This is a genomic window from Kitasatospora sp. NPDC001683 (assembly GCF_053596495.1).
On the sequence record NZ_JBSFGK010000080.1, the window covers coordinates 1 to 17,283 of the forward strand.

Genomic DNA, 17,283 nt, shown 5'->3' on the forward strand with positions numbered 1-17,283 from the left:
ACACGGTCGCCGAAAAGAGAAAGTCGTAGTCCGGTACCAGGCTCGGCAGCGCCACCCCGACCACCCGGGTCTTCTCCCACGGCGGCTCGTCGGGCCTACGACGTCTCCGCACCCGCCGGACGGTCCGCGACCCCCTCCCGCTCGATCCCGGGCATGCGCCCGTCGTACGACGCGGAGCACCCGCACTCGACGACCCCGATCTACGACGAGCTGTACTCCGAGTACCGACGGCTGTTCCGCGCCCTGCCCGGCGACCGCTCGGGCGAGGAGGACCTGAGGTTCACCGGCTTCGCCGTCCGCGACGGTTACCCGCTGCTCGGCGAGCAGCGCCAGTACCTGCCGCAGCAGCAGGCCTTCCACACCCACGCGGGCCAGCCGTCCGGCCTCCCCCAGTTCACGCCGGCGCAGTCACAGCACACCCACCCCGAACCCACCACCGCCACTACCACCCCCACCGCCACCACCCATGGCCAGAGCCAGAGCCACGGCCAGACCGCCCCCCAGTTCACCAACGGCCAGGGCTGGGTCGCCGCCGGCTACCTCGGCCCGCTCCCGCACGCGACCCCCGCCCCGCCCCCGACCGCCGCCCCGGTGCTGGGCACGGCCACCGGCCTCGCCACCGCCGCGCCCACCGGCGGCCGCCACCGCCAGATGCTCTCGCTCCCCCCGGGCCGCGCCGGCGACCACCACTGACCCGCGCCGGCGACCACCACTGACCCGAGCGGCAGGAGCCGGAAAGCCCGAGGGCCCCGCCACCACCGGTGACGGAGCCCTCGACCCGTACTGCGTACCGCCTACTTCTTCTTGCGCTTCTCCCGGACCCGCACCGAGATCGAGATCGGAGTCCCCACGAACCCGAACTCCTCCCGCAGCCGGCGCTCGATGAAGCGCCGGTAGCCCGCCTCCAGGAAGCCCGAGGCGAACAGCACGAAGCGCGGCGGACGGATGCCCGCCTGGGTGCCGAACAGGATGCGCGGCTGCTTGCCGCCCCGGATCGGGTGCGGGTGGGCGGCCACCAGCTCGCCGAGGAAGGCGTTCAGGCGCGCGGTCGGGATGCGGGTCTCCCAGCCCTCCAGCGCGGTCTCGATCGCCGGGACGAGCTTCTCCATGTGCCGGCCGGTCTTGGCCGAGACGTTGACCCGCGGGGCCCACTGCACCTGGACGAGGTCGCGCTCGATCTCGCGCTCCAGGTAGTAGCGGCGCTCCTCGTCCAGCTGGTCCCACTTGTTGTAGGCGATGACGACGGCGCGCCCGGCCTCGACGGCCATCGAGATGATCCGGGTGTCCTGCTCGGCGAGGGTCTCGCTGGCGTCGATCAGGACGACCGCGACCTCGGCCTTCTCGAGCGCGGAGGCGGTGCGCAGCGAGGCGTAGAAGTCGGCGCCGGCGGTCAGGTGGACCCGGCGGCGGATGCCGGCGGTGTCCACGAACTTCCAGGTCTTGCCACCGAGTTCGATCATCTCGTCGACCGGGTCACGGGTGGTGCCGGCCAGCTCGTTGACGACCACCCGCTCCTCGCCGGCGACCTTGTTCAGCAGGCTGGACTTGCCGACGTTGGGCCGGCCGATCAGCGCGACCCGGCGCGGGCCGCCGGGGGCGGCGTCGCCGAAGGTCTGCGGCGGGGCCTCGGGCAGCGCGTCCATGACGGCGTCCAGCAGGTCGCCGGAGCCTCGGCCGTGCAGCGCGGAGACGGGGTACGGCTCGCCCAGGCCCAGCGACCACAGGTAGGCGGCCTCGGCCTCGGTGGACGGGCCGTCGACCTTGTTGGCGCACAGGACGGTCGGCTTGCCGGCCCGGCGGATGAGCTTGATCAGGGCCTCGTCGGTGTCGGTGGCGCCGACGGTGGCGTCCACGACGAACAGCACCGCGTCGGCCTGCTCGATGCCCAGCTCGGCCTGCGCGGCGACCATGGCGTCGATACCGAGGACGTCGATCTCCCAGCCGCCGGTGTCGACCACCTTGAAGCGCCGGCCGTTCCAGCTGGCCTCGTAGGTGACCCGGTCGCGGGTGACGCCCGGCTTGTCCTCGACGACGGCCTCGCGGCGGCCGATGATGCGGTTCACCAGGGTCGACTTGCCGACGTTCGGGCGGCCGACGACGGCCAGCACCGGCAGCCGGACGTGCTCGGCGCCGTCCACGGCGTCGAAGCCGTCGAGGTCGAAGCCCTCCTCGGCGGCGAGGGCCATGAACTCGGCGTAGTCGGCGGCGTCCAGCTCACCGGGGCCGGTGGCGGAGTGCTCTGCGGTCATGTTCGTCTGTTCCGTTTCCCGGCGCGGCCCTTCCCAGGGGCGTGCCGTGCGTACCTGCCCCGCTGGGGCAGCGCGATGGTTTCCGCCGCGGCGCCTCGACGGCCCGCGGTTCGTTCAGTGGTCAGAGGTCAGAGGTCAGAGGTCGGTGGTCGGAGGTCAGGGCTCAGGGGTCAGATCACCAGATGGTGGACCGATCAGACCGACGACAGCCCGGCCCGCTCCTCCACCAGCGCGGCGATCCGGCCGATCACCTGCTCCAGGGTGAGCTCGCTGGTGTCCACCAGCACGGCGTCCGCGGCCTGGGCCAGTGGCGCCGTCTCGCGCGAGGAGTCGGCGGCGTCGCGGCGGGCGAGGTCGGCGGCCATCGCGGTGATGGTCGCCTCGTCCACGCCCTTGGCGCGCAGTTCGGCCGCCCGGCGCTCGGCCCGGGCCGCCTCGGAGGCGGTCAGGAACACCTTGACGGTGGCCTGCGGGAACACCACGGTCCCCATGTCCCGACCCTCGGCGACGATGCCGCGCTCGGCGACCTCGGCGCAGCCGCGCTGCAGCTCCACCAGCCGGGCCCGCACCGCCGGCACCGCGGCCACGGCGCTGACCTGCGCCGTCACCTCGGGACCCCGGATCGGACCGGAGACGTCCTGACCGTCCACGGTGATGGTCGGTCCGCCGGCGTCCGTACCGGACACGATGACGGGCTTGCCGCACGCGACGGCCACCGCCTCCGGGTCGGTCACGTCGACGTCGTTGGCCAGCATCCACCAGGTCATCGCCCGGTACATGGCGCCGGTGTCCAGGAAGCTCAGGCCCAGCCGGGCGGCGACCGCCCGCGAGACGGTCGACTTGCCGGAGCCGGAGGGTCCGTCGATGGCGACGACGACCGGGGCGTGCGCTCGGTCGGCAGTGTCCACGGGGGCGAACCTCTCTCTGAGCATGGAAGCCGGCGCCTGCGCGGGCGGACGGCCGGGGATTGTCTCCCTCAAGGTTAATGGACCGCCGCCGACCCCCGTCCCGGCCCGGTCACCGCAAGGCCGGTGGCACCGGCTCCGCCCGCCCGGCCGCCGGGTCCACGGCCTCCCGTGCCACCTCCAGCACCGCGTCCCCTAGCCTGGGCCGCACGTACTCGCCGTCCCGCTCGATGCCGAGCACCCCGGCGACGAAGGCCATCTGCCGCTCGGCGCCCGGGCACTCCCACACGAACGGCCCGGCCGACAGGTGCGAAGGGAAGTCGTTCACCGCGAAGGCGTCCCGGTGGTACGCCGGGCTCCGTGAGAATCGGCCGGGGCCGCTCGACCAACGCCGTCACGCTGCGGTGGCGGATCAGGAACTCCCCGCCCACCACCGCCCGCAGGAAAGCGCTCGTTCCCGAGGTCCACCGGCTCACCGGCTCACCGGCGACCCCGTGCCGGGTCTCACCCAACGGCAAGTCGATGATCACACCCACTCCCCCCCGCCATCCGACGAAGGTCAGTCCCGGACGCTCCAGCCCGAAGCGCGCAGCGCCGCCGTCAGCCGCTTGACCTCCATCGGCGCCACCGACAGCTGGACGAAGCCGACCTGCTGCCCGTCCGAGTGCTCGATGAGGACGTCCTCGATGTTGACCCCGGCCTCGCCGACCTCCCCGAACAACCGGCCCAGCTCGCCCGGCTGGTCGCCGAGCACCACCGCGACCGTCTCGTACCGGGTGGGCGGGGCGCCGTGCTTGCCGGGGATGCGGGCCTGCCCGGTGTTGCCGCGCCGCATGACTGCCTCGATGCCCTCGGCACCGGCCCGGCGCTCGCCCTCCTCGGTGGCCGCCAGGGCGCGCAGCGCGGTGACGGTCTCGCCGAGGTCGCTGGCGACGTCCTCCAGCACGTCGGCGACCGCGGCCGCGTTGGCGGACAGGATGTCGACCCACAGCCCGGGGTTGGAGGCGGCGATCCGGGTCACGTCGCGCACGCCCTGGCCGGAGAGCCTTATGGCCGTCTCGTCGGCGTTCTCCAGCCGGGCCGCGACCAGCGAGGAGACCAGCTGCGGGGCGTGCGAGACCAGGGCCACGGCCCGGTCGTGCGCGTCCGCGTCCATCACGATCGGCATCGCGCCGCACAGCGCGACCAACTCCAGCGCGGCGTTGAGCGTGTCGGTGTCGGTGTCGGGGGTCGGGGTGAGCACCCAGGGGCGGCCCTCGAACAGGTCGGCGCGGGCGGCGAGCGGCCCGGAGCGCTCGCGACCGGCCATCGGGTGACTACCGATGTAGTGGACGGTGTCGAGGCCGAGCGCGGCGATCTCGCTGCCCGGGCCGGACTTCACGCTGGCCACGTCGGTGTACCAGTGCGCCAGGTTGCGGCGCTGGCAGTCCGCGAGCACCTTGCCGACCAGCGCCGGCGGGACGGCGATGATCGCCAGGTCGACCGGGCCCTCGGCCGGTTCGGTGATGCCGGCGCCGAGCGACTCGGCGGTGCGGGCGGCGTCCGGGTCGGCGTCCTCCAGATGGACGGTCAGCCCGCGTGCGGCCAGGGCCAGGGCTGCGGAGGTGCCGATCAGTCCGGTGCCGACGACGACGGCAGTGCGCATGGCGGGTGGCTCTCCTCGATCACGGTTCTCGACTGGACGGTTCTCGCTGGCGGTGCTCAACAGGTGCCACGGTCCCAACGGGTGCCGGTGCCGCCAGAGTCGGCCGGGCGCACCCGCGCCCCATCCTCCCATCCGACGACCCCCGAAAACCCCCGACCCCGCCAACCCCACCCGACCCCGGCCCGGCAACCGCGACCGCCCGACCCCCGTCCCACACAGTGCACACGCCGCGCCCCGGGAAATCCGGCGACGCCCGGCCCCGAGCGGGGCAGACTGGCCGCCGGGGGACGGCGGGGCGAGCCGCGGCACACCGGACGCGAACGAAGGGGTTGCGCATGGACGATCAGCACAGCAGTCACACCGGGCCGTCGAAACCGCCGGCCGTACCGGCCCACCCCTCGGTCCTGGACTCCGTCGTGGTGTACGCCGAGGGCGCGGTGTGCCGCCGCCGGGCCACCGTCCCGGTCCCGCCCGGCCGACGGCTGCGACTGACCGGCCTGCCCGACTCGCTGGACGCCGACTCGCTGCGCGCCCGGGTGCTCGCCGGCCCGGCCGGCACGGCGGTCGTCGAGGCCCGCCTGGAAGCCGTCGCCGAGCTCCGCGAACCCGACGAACTCCCGCAGCTGCGCCGCGAGTTGGACGAGGCCATGGAGCGCCAGGGCGCACTGAACGAGCGCCACCGGCTGGTCCGGAGCGCGATCGCCGAGACTGCCGCGCTGCGCGCCGTCCCGCCCCAGCGCCGCCGCGACGAGCCGCTGCGCCGCACTCCGGCCGACGCCTGGCTGGAGCTCGCGGACTTCGTCGACGAGCGGCTGGCCCGTCTCCAGGAGCGCGCCGAGCAACTCACCCGGGAGATCGAACTCGCCGACCACGAGCGACAGTTGGCCGCCGACCGGCTGGAGCGCGCGTCCACCGCCGGGCGGGCCGAGCCGATCGAGGCCACCGACACCGTCGTGCTCACCCTGACCACCACGGGAACCGGCACCGAGCAGATCGAACTGGAGCTGGAGTACGGCGTCCCCGCCGCCCGCTGGGTGCCCGCCTACCGCCTCAGCCACCGCACCGGCTCCGACACCGCCCACCTGGTGCTGCGCGCCGCCGTCGCCCAGCACACCGGCGAGGACTGGACGGGCGTGCGGCTCGCCCTGTCCACCGCCGACCTCGAGCGCCGCACCGACCTGCCCCGGCTCGCCTCGCTGCGGATCGGCCGCAGCCAGCCCGCCCCGCCGCCCTCCGGCTGGCGCGAACCGCCGGCCGGCCTGTCCGACCTCTTCACCGGCTACGACGCGGCCGCGGCCGACCGCCCCGCCACCACCCGGCCCGGCGCCCCGATCCCGGTCGCGGCCCTCTCCGCACCCGAGCCCGCCCTGCGCCGCGCGCCCCGCGTCGGCGGCGCCCGCCCAGCAGGCGCCCAACCCGACTTCCGGCCGGACGAGGCCGCACCCGCCGCACCCGCCGGCCCCTCCGGCCCGTCCGGCGGCGGTGGTGGCGGCGGCTCACTGAGCGTCCAGGAGCCGGTGCCCTCGCCCCCGCCGCCCGGCTTCGCCGGCTACGGCGCGCCACCCGTGACGAGCGCCCCGCCCACGCCGAGCACCCCGTCCGCACCGACCGCCCCCGCCCCGATGCCCCAGGCCCCCGGCGGCACCCCGATGCCCCAGTCCTACGGCGGCGCCCCGCCGCGAACGGCCCGCCGCCGCGCCACCGCGCCGCCCCCGCCCACCGCCCTCACCCCCGACACCGTCCTGCTCGACTACCCCGACCTCCGGCTGGCCGGCCCCGACGACACCACCGACCGCCGCGGCACCCTGCGCCCGGACCCCGCCAGGGTCGAGCGCGCCGAGCTGGCACGCTTCGCTCCCGGCGGCCCCGAGGGCGCCCGGCTCCGCGACCTCCCCCTCCCCCGCCACGCCGTCCCGCCCCGCCGGTCGGCCGGCTCCTTCGACCACCGCTTCGACGCCGCCGCCCCCGCCGACATCCCCTCCGACGGCACCTGGCACTCCGTCACGGTGGACGCGATCCCGCTCTCCGTCAGCCCCGAGTACGTCACCGTCCCCGCCGTCGAGCAGAAGGTGTACGCGACCCTGGTGCTCGCCAACCGCACCGACCGCGCCGTGCTGGCCGGCCCGGTCGAGGTCACCGTGGACGACGAGTTCCTGCTCACCGCCGCGCTGCCGACGCTCGCCCCCGGCGAGACCCGCCGCCTGGGCATCGGCGTCACCGAGAGCATCGAGGTGGCGCGCCGCACCGAGCTGCACGAGTCCGCCACGGGCATGCTGAAGGGCAACAGCACGGTGCTCGACCACCGGGTGCACGTCCAGCTGGCGAACCGGCTCGGCCGCGCCGTCACGGTCGAGGTCCGCGAGCGCGTACCGGTCGCCTCCGACGCCGAGATCCGGATCGAGGAGCGCGCCGACTGGCAGGCGCCGGCCGTCCCCACCCCGGAGTGCCCGGCCGGCACCCGGCTCTGGCGGATCGAACTGCCGCCGGGCGGCCGCACCGAGCTGGACGGCGGCTACCAGATCAAGATCCCGGCCGGAAAGGCCATCGTCGGCGGAAACCGGAGGAACTGACCGATGACCGAAGAGACCGTCCCCCTCCCCGTCACCGCCGTCACCTGTCTGGAGGACCGTGCCCAGGTCGAGCGCGCGGTGACCGTCGAGCTCGCCGGGGGTGTCCAACGGCTGCGGCTGGGCCCGCTCACCGCCCTCGCCGTCGACCGCACCCTGCGCGCCGAATCCGCCGCCCCCGGCACCCGGGTGCTGGAGGCCCGGCTGGTGCGCAGCTGGACTCCGCGCGCCCCGCTGCCGCCCGGCCCGGAGGACTCCGCGCTGCGCCACCGGCTGCACGAGCTGGAGGCCGAGTCACGCCTCGCCGACCAGACCCGCTCCCGTCTGGAGGCCCGTCTCGCCCTGCTCGCCCAGCTGAGCACCGACCTGCTGCGCGAGGTCGGCGAGGGCGCCGGCGTCGGCGAGATCGAACGCACCCGCTGGGCCCGCGAGCTGGACCGGGTGGACGCCGAGCGCGAGCGCTACGCCGAGGAGCTGCGCGCCGCCCACTCCCGGCTGCGCCGCCTGGACCAGGAGCGGTCCCAGGCCCTGCTGGCCCTGGACCGGGCCGAGGAGGAGCCCGCCGAGCTGCTCGCCCACCTGGAGCTGGCCGTCGAGGCCGAGCGGCCCGGCCCCACCTTGCTGACCGTCCACCACCTGGTGCCCTGCGCCCTGTGGCGCCCCTCCTACCGCGCCACCCTGGACGGCGGCAGCCTGCGCCTGGAGTCGGAGGCGGTGGTCTGGCAGCGCACCGGCGAGGACTGGACCGGCGCCCGGCTGACCTTCTCCACCGCCCGTTCCGCCCTCGCCACCGACCCGCCCGCGCTCACCGAGGACCGGCTGACGCTGCGCGAGCGCACCGACGAGGAGCGCCGCACGGTCGAGGTCGAGCTGCGCGAGGAGCAGGTCAGCACCCTCGGCCCGGGAGCCGCCGTCCCCGGGCTGGACGACGGCGGCGAGGTGCGGGTGCTGCCCGCCCCCGCCCCGGCCACCGTCCCCTCCGACGGCCGGGCACACCGGGTCCCGCTGGGCGCCTTCACCGGTGAGGCGAGGACCGAGTACGCCTGCGCCCCCGAGCTGTCCCCGCTGGTCACCCGGGTGGTCCGGTTCCGCAACACGGCCGGGCACCCGCTGCTGGCGGGCCCGGTCGAGCTGGTGCGCGGCAGCGGCTTCACCGGCCGCGGCGAGCTGCGCTTCACCGCCACCGGCGCCGACGCCGAGCTGTCCTTCGGTAGCACGGACGGCTACCGGGTGGTCCGCGAGACCGACGAGCTCCAGGCCACCGCCGCCCTGAGCGGCCGCCAGACCACCACCCGCACCGTCCGGCTGCACCTGTCCCGCTTCTCCGGCCCGGAGGAGCACGACGAGCAGCTGGTCACGGTGCGCGAACGGGTGCCGGTCTCCGAGGTGGCCGCGGTCGAGGTGCGGCTGCGCAAGGAGGAGTGCTCCCCGGCGCCGGACTCCTTCGACGCCGAGGGCATCGTGCGCTGGGACGTCCCGCTCGGCCCGGGCGCCCGCCGCAGCATCACCCTGGTGTACGAGGTCTCCGCCTCGGCCAAGGTGGCCGGGCTGTGACGCGGGAGCGCCCGTGACGACCGCTCAGGACCGGAATCGGGACCGGAAAGCGGGTACAAAAGGAACATGATCCTCCACCTCACCCCCCTGGACGACTGGCTGGCAGACCCCGGCCGCCCGTACGCCACCGCGTCGCTGCTCACCGACGGGTTCATCCACTGCTCGGCGGACGAGCAGACGGCGCTCGCGGTGGCCAACGCCTTCTTCGCCGACACCCCGGACCCGCTGATGGTGCTGCTGATCGAGGAGGCACTGGTGGAGCCGATGGTCAAGTGGGAGGCGCCGCACGGCGCCCCGCCGCCCGGCGCCACCCCCGGCGTGCTGTTCCCGCACATCTACGGGCGGCTGAACCGCACCGCCGTGGTCGGCCTGGAGAAGGTCGAGCGCGGCCCGGACGGCCGCTGGGCCTCCCTCAGCCCCTGGAGCTGACCGAAGCCCTCGAGCCGGCCGAAGCGCCGGATCCGCCCGAAGCCCTCGAGCCGGCCGAAGCGCCGGAGCCGACCGAAACCCCCGGCAATCCCTCGGGCCCGCTCACAGCCACCCCCGCTCCCGGGCCGCCATCCCGGCCTGGAAGCGGGTGGTGGCGCCCAGCGAGCGCATCAGGGCCTGCAGCCGCCGCTGGGTGGTCCGGGCGCTCCAGCCCAGCGAGCGGGCGATCGACTCGTCGGTCAGTCCGGCGGCGAGCAGGCCGAGCAGCTTGCGGTGGTCGGCGTCCGGCTCCGGCGAGCCGTCGCCGGTGCCGAGCGCGGCCTGCAACTGCACGGCCCGCTCCCACTCCGCCTCGAACAGCGTGTCCAGCGCCTGCAGCAGCGCCGAGGGGTGGATCACGTAGGCCGCGTCCAGCACGCTGTCGCCGACGCTGATCGGGATGATCGCCATCCGATCATCCGAGATGATCATCTTCATCGGCAGCGTCGGCCGTACCCGCGCCTCCTCCCCGTCCGCCACGCCGACCAGGATGTTCTTCTCCAGCCGGCCGGGCCAGGCCACCGCCTCCCGGTCGTAGACGGTCCGGAACCTCAGCCCCTCCCGCAGCCGCCGCCGCTGCAGCGGCATCTCCGCCACCGGGTCCTGGATGTACGGCGGGCGGTCGAAGCCGCGCACCTGGTACCGGCTGGTCTCGGTGATGTGCTCCAGCCGCTGGGCGATCGCCTCGCCGCCGGTCAGCACCTCCACCGAGTGCGCCGGGTCGGTGTAGCGCGAGGCCTCCCGGAAGGCGTCCATCAGCCGGTGCATCTCGGCCCGGGCGTGCCGCAGTTCGGACTCCCGGTGGCCGATCAGGGTCCCTATCGCCACGTCCGGGGCGACCGGCAGGTAGCGCTCCCGGTCCACCGGCGCCCGGGTGGCCATGCCCTGCTGCGCCAGCCGGTCCAGCGCGCGCACGCACTGCTGGAACATCAGGCCGCAGCCCTCGGCCAGCTCCTCCGCGGTGGACTGCGGATTGGCCACCAGCGCCGCGTACACCCGCCCGTCCGGCTCGGCCAGTCCCAACGGGCCGAGCGCGTGCCCGGCGGACCGCCCCAGTGCTGCATCGGACACGACGCCGTCTCCCCCTGTTCGCCCCGGAACACCCCCTCCGGCGCCCGTGCTGGCGCAGTCCCGCCACTCGACGGGCCGGTGCTCCGGTGGCCATCCTCGGCCACGGATCATGGCGCTGACAAGGCCGTGACCAGCGGTTGCGTCCCGGCTCACAGCGAACGCCGGAGGGTCCCCCGCCACCACGGGCGGGGGACCCTCCGATGAACTCCGGGTGAACCTGCCGTTACAGGCCGACCTCGCGCATCAGCTGGCCGACCTCCGGGTTGGTCAGGCGGCGCAGCCAGCCCGACTTCTGGTCGCCGAGCGCGATCGGACCGAAGTGGGTGCGCACCAGCTTCTCGACCGGGAAGCCGACCTCGGACAGCATCCGGCGGACGATGTGCTTGCGACCCTCGTGCAGGGTCACCTCGACCAGGTAGTTCTTGCCGACGTTGGAGACCACCTTGAAGCTGTCGGCGCGCGCGAAGCCGTCCTCCAGCTCCACGCCCTGGGCCAGCTGCTTGCCCAGGTCGCGCGGGATCGGGCCCTGGATGGCGGCCAGGTAGGTCTTGGTCACGCCGTACTTGGGGTGGGTGAGGCGGTGGGCCAGCTCGCCGTGGTTGGTGAGCAGGATGATGCCCTCGGTCTCGGTGTCCAGCCGGCCCACGTGGAACAGCCGGGTCTCCCGGTTGGTCACGTAGTCGCCCAGGCACTGGCGCCCGTCCGGGTCCTCCATGGTGGAGACCACGCCGGCCGGCTTGTTCAGCGCGAAGAACAGGTAGGACTGGGTGGCGACGGTCAGGCCGTCCACCTTGATCTCGTCCTTCTGCGGGTCGACCCGCTTGCCCTGCTCGGTGACCAGCTTGCCGTTGACCTCGACCCGGCCCTGCTCGATCAGCTCCTCGCAGGCGCGCCGGCTGCCGACGCCGGCCCGGGCCAGCACCTTCTGCAGGCGCTCGCCCTCGGGCTCGCCGAAGGTCTTGGGCAGCTTGACGGCCGGCTTGTCGTGCCGGGCGAGGACGGCGTCCTCGATCTTGGCCTGCAGCTCGCGCGAGCGCTGCGGCTGGCGGCGCGGGTCGCCCGGGGCGCCCTGGCCCTCCCGGCGCGGGCGCGGAGCCGGACCGGGGCGCCGGCCGGCGAAGCCGCCGCGCGCCGGGGTGGCGTTCGGGCCGCCACCGTACTCGGGGCGGTCGTACTTGCGCTCCTCGGGCCGCAGCGGGCGGTCCGGGTAGCGGCGGTCGTCGCGCCGGTCGTCCCGGCGCCCGCCGTCGCGCCCGTACGAACCGCCGCGCGAGCCCGAGCCGGAGCCCGAGCCGCCGCCGTACGAACCGCCGCGGCCGCCGCCGCTGCCGTACGAACCGCCGCGCGAGCCCGACCCCGAGCCGCCGCGACCGCTGCCGCTGCCGCCGCCGTAGGAGCCACCCCGGCCCCCGCCCTGTCCGCCGCGACCGCTGCCGCCGCCGCTGCCGTTCCTGCCGTTGCCACTGCTACGCATCAAAGTGTCCGTACGTCGTTCCGTCTGGGATGTGCGGTCGTCTCGGCCGACCTCACCTCCCCCTACCGATCGTGCGTTGCCCGACCGGCCTCGCCACTGCCGTCCGCGGCCTGCACGGCAGCGGCGGCGACCGCCTCCGCGATCATCGTGCCCTCCAGGGACTCCGCTTCCACGTCGTCGACCTCGGGCAGGAAGGGAGCGAGCTCCGGCAGCTCGTCCAAGCCGCGGAGCCCCATCCGTTCCAGGAAGTAGTTCGTCGTCCGATACAGGATCGCACCTGTTTCGGGCTCGGATCCGGCCTCTTCCACCAGTCCTCGCTGTACCAGGGTACGCATCACGCCGTCACAGTTCACACCACGGACGGCGGAAACCCGCGATCTGGACACCGGCTGCCGGTAGGCGACCACCGCCAGGGTCTCCAGCGCGGCCTGGGTCAGCCGGGCCTGCTGGCCGTCCAGCAGGAAGCGGTCGACGGCCGCGGCACAGGTGTCCCGGCTGTAGAACCGCCAGCCACCGGCCACCAGCCGCAGGTCGAACCCGCGCCGCTGGGCGGCGTACTCGGCGGCCAGCTCGCGCAGCGCCCGCGCCACCTCGGCCCGCGGCCGCTCCAGCGCCCCGGCCAGCCGCTCCTCCCCGACCGGCTCGTCGACGACCATCAGGATCGCCTCCAGTTCGGCCTTCAGCCCCGGCCCGACGGGCTCCTCGGGGGCGCCGGCCGGCTCCTCCGCAGCGGACGCACCGGACGGAGCCGACTTCTGGTGCACCACCCGGGGCTCGCCGTCCACCGGAGCCGACGTGGCCACCGGAACCGCCACCGGCTCCGGCAGCAGCTCGAAGGCCGGCTCCAGCCACTCCTCGGCCCGTGGCCGCCCCGGCAGTCCGAGCGGGCGCCGCACCGGCCGCCCGCCCTCGTTCGCGCCACTCATCGCCGCCCGTCCTCCTCCCGGGACCGCTCCGGCTCACCGGCCGGCCGGTCGAACTCGTCGGTCACCTCGACCGCGCCGCGGCCCTCCTCGGCCACCCAGCGCACCCGCAGCTCGCCGAGCGCCTCCGGCTGCTCGAAGTCCAGCACCCGCTCCCGGTACAGCTCCAGCAGCGCCAGGAAGCGGGCGACCACCACCAGGGTGTCCGGCGCGTCCGCGACCAACTGCTGGAAGGAGGCCTCGCCGAGGCCGGTGAGCAGCCCGACCACCAGGGAGGCCTGCTCGCGCACGCTGACCGGCGGGGTGTGGATGTGGTCCACGTACACCACCGGCTTCGGCTTGGGCTCCATGGCCTTGGCCGCCAGCTGGGCGAGCCGCTCCGGCCCGACGGTGATGACCACCTCGGGCAGCAGCTCCGCGTGCCGGGGCTCCAGGCCGACGGTCCGCGGCCGCCGCAGCAGCTCGGCCGCCCAGCGCTCGCCGAACAGCGCCGCCACCCGCTTGTACGCCCGGTACTGCAACAGCCGGGCGAACAGCAGGTCACGCGCCTCCAGCAGGGCGAGGTCCGCCTCGTCCTCGACCTCGGCCACCGGCAGCAGCCGGGCGGCCTTGAGGTCGAGCAGGGTGGCCGCGACCACCAGGAACTCGGTCGCCGCGTCCAGGTCCCAGTCCGGGCCCATCGCCCGGATGTGGGCCAGGAACTCGTCCGTCACGGTGGCCAGCGCCACCTCGGTGACGTCCAGCTTGTGCTTGGCGATCAGGCTGAGCAACAGGTCGAAGGGGCCCTCGAAGTTGTCCAGCCGTACCCGGAAGCCGCCCCGCGGCTCCTCCTCGGTGGCGTTCACGGCGCTGGCGGCTGGTTCGACGGTGCTCGGCATGACGGTCCATCTTCGCCCGTCCGCACCGCCCGCCCCGCCACGGGTCCCGCCGACACGCCGCCGGCCACCGGCGTGCCCGGGGCACCCGGCCGGCCCGCCGCGGGCGCCCTACCGGCCGCGCAGCCGCCGGACCAGGATCGAGGCCTCGCCGCGCTGCTCCAGGTCCGCCAGGACGACCGCGATGGCCTCCCGGACGATCCGTCCGCGGTCCACGGCCAGGCCGTGCTCGCCGCGCAGCACCAGCCGGGTGTGCTCCAGGTCCATGAGCTCCTCGGCGGACACGTACACGGTGATCTTCTCGTCGTGCCGCTCGCGCCCGCTCGGGCGGCGCGGCGCGCGGCCGCGCGGGCGGGCGCGTCCGGCGGCGGCCTGCTCCTCGGCGGCACCCGCGTGGGTGCGGCCCGCCGCGGCGGCGCCGGCACCGCGACCGCCGGTCACGGTCTTCCCGGCCTGGGCCTCGCCCGGTGCGGCGCCCTGGCCCCCGGCCGTCCGCTGGCCGGGCGGCTGCCCGGGCACCGTGGCGGCCGGCTGCTGCTCCTGCGGCCCCCGCCGGTCGTCCTGGGCGGCCTCGGCGCCGTCCGTGCCGTTGACGGTCCGCGCGGTCTCCGGTCTGGATGCCTCGGCGGCCGGACGCGGCGCGAGGGACGGCGACAGCGCCATCCCGCCGGTGGTCCGGAACAGCTCGTCGGCACCCGGGAGACTCACTCGGCGGGGCGGCACCGGTCGAGCACCTCCCTGGCGAGCTGGCGGTAGGCGGCGGCACCGACCGAGTTGGTGGCGTACGTCGTGATGGGCTCGCCGGCGACGGTGGTCTCCGGGAAGCGCACGGTCCGCCCGATGACGGTGTGGAAGACGTGCTCGCCGAACGCCTCGACGACCCGCGCCAGCACCTCACGGCTGTGCACGGTGCGCGAGTCGTACATGGTGGCGAGGATGCCGTCCAGGCGCAGCTCGGGGTTGAGCCGTTCGCACACCTTCTCGATGGTCTCGGTCAGCAGCGCGACGCCGCGCAGCGCGAAGAACTCGCACTCCAGCGGAACGATCACGCTGTGAGCGGCAGTCAGCGCATTGACCGTCAGCAGGCCCAGCGAGGGCTGGCAGTCGATGATGACGTAGTCGTAGTCCGGCAGCAGCGGCTTCAGGGCGCGCGCCAGCGCGGACTCCCGGGCCACCTCGCTGACCAGCTGCACCTCGGCGGCGGAGAGGTCGATGTTGGAGGGCAGCAGGTCCATGCCGGGGACGGCCGTCTTGAGCAGCACCTCATCGGCCGTCAGGCCCCGCTCCATGAGCAGGTTGTAGACGGTGACGTCGAGCTCCATCGGGTTGACCCCGAGGCCGACCGAGAGCGCGCCCTGCGGGTCGAAGTCGACGAGCAGCACCCGGCGGCCGTACTCGGCCAGCGCCGCGCCCAGGTTGATGGTCGACGTGGTCTTGCCGACGCCGCCCTTCTGGTTGCACATGGCGATGATCTGGGCGGGGCCGTGCTCGGCGACCGGCGCGGGGATCGGGAAGTAGGGCAGCGGACGGCCGGTCGGGCCGACCCGCTCGCGGCGCTGGCGCGCGGCGTCGGGGGCCAGCGTGGCGGCGTACTCCGGGTCCGGCTCGTACTCGGCGTCCGGGTCGTCGTAGGCGCCGTAGGCGAACTCGCCGTAGGCCAGGCCGTAGGCCGCCAAGTCGGCGTCGTGGTCGGTCACCGTGGTCACCTGCGCTGTGTTCTGGCGTGCTTCGAAGGTGCGGAGTGCGACCGAGCCGACCTCGGCCGAGCCCACGGAGGGCTGCCGGGCCCCGGGCTCCTCACTCGGCTGGCCGGCGGTGAGCTCCGCCAGTCCTGGCTGACCACCCCCGGGAGCAATTGTCGACTCATTCACAAGTCGTCTTACCTCCTTGGGGATCCAGGACTCTATGTCGATTCGTCAGCGTGGCAGCATGCCGACGGTTTGCGACTCTAGGCCGTTCAAGGCGTTCGCAGCAACACAATCCACGGTAGTGGGCACGATGTGTCGACTATCAGGCGGGCCGCTGTCAAGGGATCAGCGGGCCTATGACCCTAACGTTTCTGCGGGCCGGTGCGGGTCGGGTGACACGACCGACCGAAATTGACGACAGAGCGACCCGCCCGGTCCATCCGGCGTTCACGGGCACGGCGAAGCCCCCGACCCGAACGGATCGGGTCGGGGGCGAACGACCGCCGTGCGGTCAGGGAGTTCAGGCGAGCACGCTCTCCAGCGTGACCGACTCCAGGCCGAAGGCCTCGGCCACGGCCGGGAAGGTGATCTGGCCCTCGTGCACGTTCAGGCCCTTGGCGAGCGCCGCGTCGCGGCGCAGCGCCTCCTTCCAACCGCGGTTGGCCAGCTCCAGCACGTACGGCAGGGTGGCGTTGGTCAGCGCGTAGGTGGAGGTGTTCGGGACGGCGCCCGGCATGTTGGCCACGCAGTAGAAGACGGAGTTGTGGACCTGGAAGGTCGGCTCGTCGTGCGTGGTCGGGTGCGAGTCCTCGAAGCAGCCACCCTGGTCGATGGCGATGTCGACGAGCACGGAGCCCGGCTTCATCCGGGAGACCAGCTCGTTGGTGACCAGCTTCGGGGCCTTGGCGCCCGGGATCAGCACCGCGCCGATGACCAGGTCGGCGTCCAGGACGGCCTTCTCCAGCTCGAAGGAGTTGGACATGATGGCCTTGATCTTGGTGCCGAAGATGCGGTCGGCCTCGCGCAGCTTGTTGATGTCGCGGTCCAGCAGGGTCACGTCGTAGCCCATGCCGATGGCGATGGTGGCCGCGTGCCAGCCGGAGACGCCACCGCCGATGACGACGGCCTTGGCCGGGTGGGTGCCGGGCACGCCACCGGGCAGCGTGCCGCGGCCGCCGGCCGGACGCATCAGGTGGTACGAGCCGACCTGCGGGGCCAGGCGGCCCGCGACCTCGGACATCGGGGCGAGCAGCGGCAGCGCGCCGTTGCCCAGCTGCACGGTCTCGTACGCGATCGCGGTGGTGCCGGAGGCGACCAGCGCGTCGGTACCGGCCCGGTCGGCCGCCAGGTGGAGGTACGTGAAGAGGGTCTGGCCCTTCCGCAGCCGGTGGTACTCGGAGGCGATGGGCTCCTTGACCTTCAGCAGCAGGTCGGCGGTGGCCCACACCTCGTCGGCGGTGGGGAGGATGGTGGCGCCGGCGGCCACGTACTCCTCGTTGGGGATCGAGGAGCCGAGACCGGCGTTGTCCTCGATGTAGACCTCGTGTCCGTTGCGGACCAGCTCATGCACGCCGGCGGGCGTGATGGCCACGCGGTACTCGTGGTTCTTGACCTCGCGGGGGATGCCGACCTTCACGGCTAAACACGTCCTCTTGCCATGGGGGTCCCGACCGGAGAAGACCGGTGGGCGACGCGCACGTGGGGAAGCCTCCGGGCAGGCCGGGGCAGGGGATCGCTGCGCGACTGAGTTCGAGTGTAATGAAGCCCAGGCGGCGTGTCAGCCTTCCAAATCGAATAATTTCGCCGAACACATTGGCAGGTTCGTAGGCTTCCGCTGGAACTTACCTGCCAAAAACGTTGCAAC

At 74.1% G+C, this 17,283-nt stretch carries 15 protein-coding genes; 4 read left to right on the forward strand and 11 right to left on the reverse strand.

Annotated features, from left to right (window positions below; all coding sequences use genetic code 11):
• The first annotated feature begins 153 nt into the window (after window positions 1-153).
• Window positions 154-693: a hypothetical protein gene (locus ACWCYO_RS31455; protein WP_449786114.1), complete on the forward strand. Its 540-nt coding sequence runs from the start codon at window positions 154-156 to the stop codon at window positions 691-693.
• A gap of 101 nt (window positions 694-794) precedes the next feature.
• Here ACWCYO_RS31455 and der read toward each other — a convergent pair whose 3' ends face one another.
• The 4 genes from der to ACWCYO_RS31475 all read right to left on the reverse strand — a co-directional run bounded on the left by der (window position 795) and on the right by ACWCYO_RS31475 (window position 4,799).
• A complete protein-coding gene (gene der / locus ACWCYO_RS31460) occupies window positions 795-2,249 on the reverse strand; it encodes a ribosome biogenesis GTPase Der (protein ID WP_270142979.1) in 1,455 nt (484 codons plus the stop codon).
• 194 nt (window positions 2,250-2,443) lie between these two features.
• On the reverse strand, window positions 2,444-3,181 hold the full coding sequence (gene cmk / locus ACWCYO_RS31465; protein ID WP_405000626.1) for a (d)CMP kinase: 738 nt from the start codon (window positions 3,179-3,181) through the stop codon (window positions 2,444-2,446).
• A gap of 85 nt (window positions 3,182-3,266) precedes the next feature.
• Window positions 3,267-3,482 (reverse strand): hypothetical protein, encoded by a 216-nt coding sequence (locus tag ACWCYO_RS31470; protein WP_270142983.1) that lies wholly within the window; start codon window positions 3,480-3,482, stop codon window positions 3,267-3,269.
• Between the two features lie 231 nt (window positions 3,483-3,713).
• Window positions 3,714-4,799, reverse strand: a complete 1,086-nt coding sequence (locus tag ACWCYO_RS31475; RefSeq protein WP_270142984.1) for a prephenate dehydrogenase — start codon at window positions 4,797-4,799, stop codon at window positions 3,714-3,716.
• Between the two features lie 335 nt (window positions 4,800-5,134).
• On the opposite strand from ACWCYO_RS31475, the gene ACWCYO_RS31480 reads away from it, so the two are divergent.
• The 3 genes from ACWCYO_RS31480 to ACWCYO_RS31490 all read left to right on the forward strand — a co-directional run bounded on the left by ACWCYO_RS31480 (window position 5,135) and on the right by ACWCYO_RS31490 (window position 9,349).
• On the forward strand, window positions 5,135-7,369 hold the full coding sequence (locus ACWCYO_RS31480; protein ID WP_449786115.1) for a mucoidy inhibitor MuiA family protein: 2,235 nt from the start codon (window positions 5,135-5,137) through the stop codon (window positions 7,367-7,369).
• Window positions 7,370-7,372: 3 nt separating this feature from the next.
• On the forward strand, window positions 7,373-8,920 hold the full coding sequence (locus tag ACWCYO_RS31485; RefSeq protein WP_449786116.1) for a mucoidy inhibitor MuiA family protein: 1,548 nt from the start codon (window positions 7,373-7,375) through the stop codon (window positions 8,918-8,920).
• Between the two features lie 66 nt (window positions 8,921-8,986).
• Complete coding sequence (locus ACWCYO_RS31490; RefSeq protein ID WP_270142990.1) at window positions 8,987-9,349, forward strand: DUF952 domain-containing protein; 363 nt, start codon at window positions 8,987-8,989, stop codon at window positions 9,347-9,349.
• A gap of 102 nt (window positions 9,350-9,451) precedes the next feature.
• Here the strand turns inward: ACWCYO_RS31490 and ACWCYO_RS31495 are convergent, their stop codons facing one another.
• From ACWCYO_RS31495 to ald, 7 genes are all read right to left on the reverse strand, one after another.
• Complete coding sequence (locus ACWCYO_RS31495; protein WP_270142992.1) at window positions 9,452-10,459, reverse strand: helix-turn-helix domain-containing protein; 1,008 nt, start codon at window positions 10,457-10,459, stop codon at window positions 9,452-9,454.
• A gap of 223 nt (window positions 10,460-10,682) precedes the next feature.
• Window positions 10,683-11,933 carry a pseudouridine synthase gene (locus ACWCYO_RS31500; protein ID WP_270142993.1) on the reverse strand — a complete coding sequence of 417 codons (1,251 nt, stop codon included), beginning with the start codon at window positions 11,931-11,933 and terminating at the stop codon, window positions 10,683-10,685.
• A gap of 62 nt (window positions 11,934-11,995) precedes the next feature.
• Window positions 11,996-12,589, reverse strand: a complete 594-nt coding sequence (gene scpB, locus ACWCYO_RS31505) for an SMC-Scp complex subunit ScpB (protein ID WP_270150916.1) — start codon at window positions 12,587-12,589, stop codon at window positions 11,996-11,998.
• A 266-nt stretch (window positions 12,590-12,855) separates the two neighbouring features.
• Window positions 12,856-13,734 carry a segregation and condensation protein A gene (locus ACWCYO_RS31510; protein WP_270142995.1) on the reverse strand — a complete coding sequence of 293 codons (879 nt, stop codon included), beginning with the start codon at window positions 13,732-13,734 and terminating at the stop codon, window positions 12,856-12,858.
• A gap of 108 nt (window positions 13,735-13,842) precedes the next feature.
• Window positions 13,843-14,439 carry a hypothetical protein gene (locus ACWCYO_RS31515; protein WP_449786117.1) on the reverse strand — a complete coding sequence of 199 codons (597 nt, stop codon included), beginning with the start codon at window positions 14,437-14,439 and terminating at the stop codon, window positions 13,843-13,845.
• The gene (locus tag ACWCYO_RS31520; protein WP_030245868.1) at window positions 14,436-15,503 is read right to left on the reverse strand and encodes a ParA family protein; all 1,068 of its coding nucleotides are present in this window, start codon (window positions 15,501-15,503) and stop codon (window positions 14,436-14,438) included. Before ACWCYO_RS31520 ends, ACWCYO_RS31515 begins: the two co-directional genes overlap by 4 nt.
• 436 nt (window positions 15,504-15,939) lie before the next feature.
• On the reverse strand, window positions 15,940-17,055 hold the full coding sequence (gene ald / locus ACWCYO_RS31525; protein ID WP_270142999.1) for an alanine dehydrogenase: 1,116 nt from the start codon (window positions 17,053-17,055) through the stop codon (window positions 15,940-15,942).
• Window positions 17,056-17,283 lie beyond the last annotated feature (228 nt).

What these genes read in the sequence shown, in the direction of transcription:
- der (WP_270142979.1), bottom strand. Translation starts at nt 2,249, where the DNA reads ATGACCGCAGAGCACTCCGCCACCGGCCCCGGTGAGCTGGACGCCGCC.
- cmk (WP_405000626.1), bottom strand. Translation starts at nt 3,181, where the DNA reads ATGCTCAGAGAGAGGTTCGCCCCCGTGGACACTGCCGACCGAGCGCAC.
- ACWCYO_RS31490 (WP_270142990.1), top strand. Translation starts at nt 8,987, where the DNA reads ATGATCCTCCACCTCACCCCCCTGGACGACTGGCTGGCAGACCCCGGC.
- scpB (WP_270150916.1), bottom strand. Translation starts at nt 12,589, where the DNA reads ATGGTCGTCGACGAGCCGGTCGGGGAGGAGCGGCTGGCCGGGGCGCTG.
- ACWCYO_RS31455 (WP_449786114.1), top strand. Translation starts at nt 154, where the DNA reads ATGCGCCCGTCGTACGACGCGGAGCACCCGCACTCGACGACCCCGATC.
- ACWCYO_RS31500 (WP_270142993.1), bottom strand. Translation starts at nt 11,933, where the DNA reads ATGCGTAGCAGTGGCAACGGCAGGAACGGCAGCGGCGGCGGCAGCGGT.
- ACWCYO_RS31485 (WP_449786116.1), top strand. Translation starts at nt 7,373, where the DNA reads ATGACCGAAGAGACCGTCCCCCTCCCCGTCACCGCCGTCACCTGTCTG.
- ACWCYO_RS31480 (WP_449786115.1), top strand. Translation starts at nt 5,135, where the DNA reads ATGGACGATCAGCACAGCAGTCACACCGGGCCGTCGAAACCGCCGGCC.
- ACWCYO_RS31475 (WP_270142984.1), bottom strand. Translation starts at nt 4,799, where the DNA reads ATGCGCACTGCCGTCGTCGTCGGCACCGGACTGATCGGCACCTCCGCA.
- ACWCYO_RS31510 (WP_270142995.1), bottom strand. Translation starts at nt 13,734, where the DNA reads ATGCCGAGCACCGTCGAACCAGCCGCCAGCGCCGTGAACGCCACCGAG.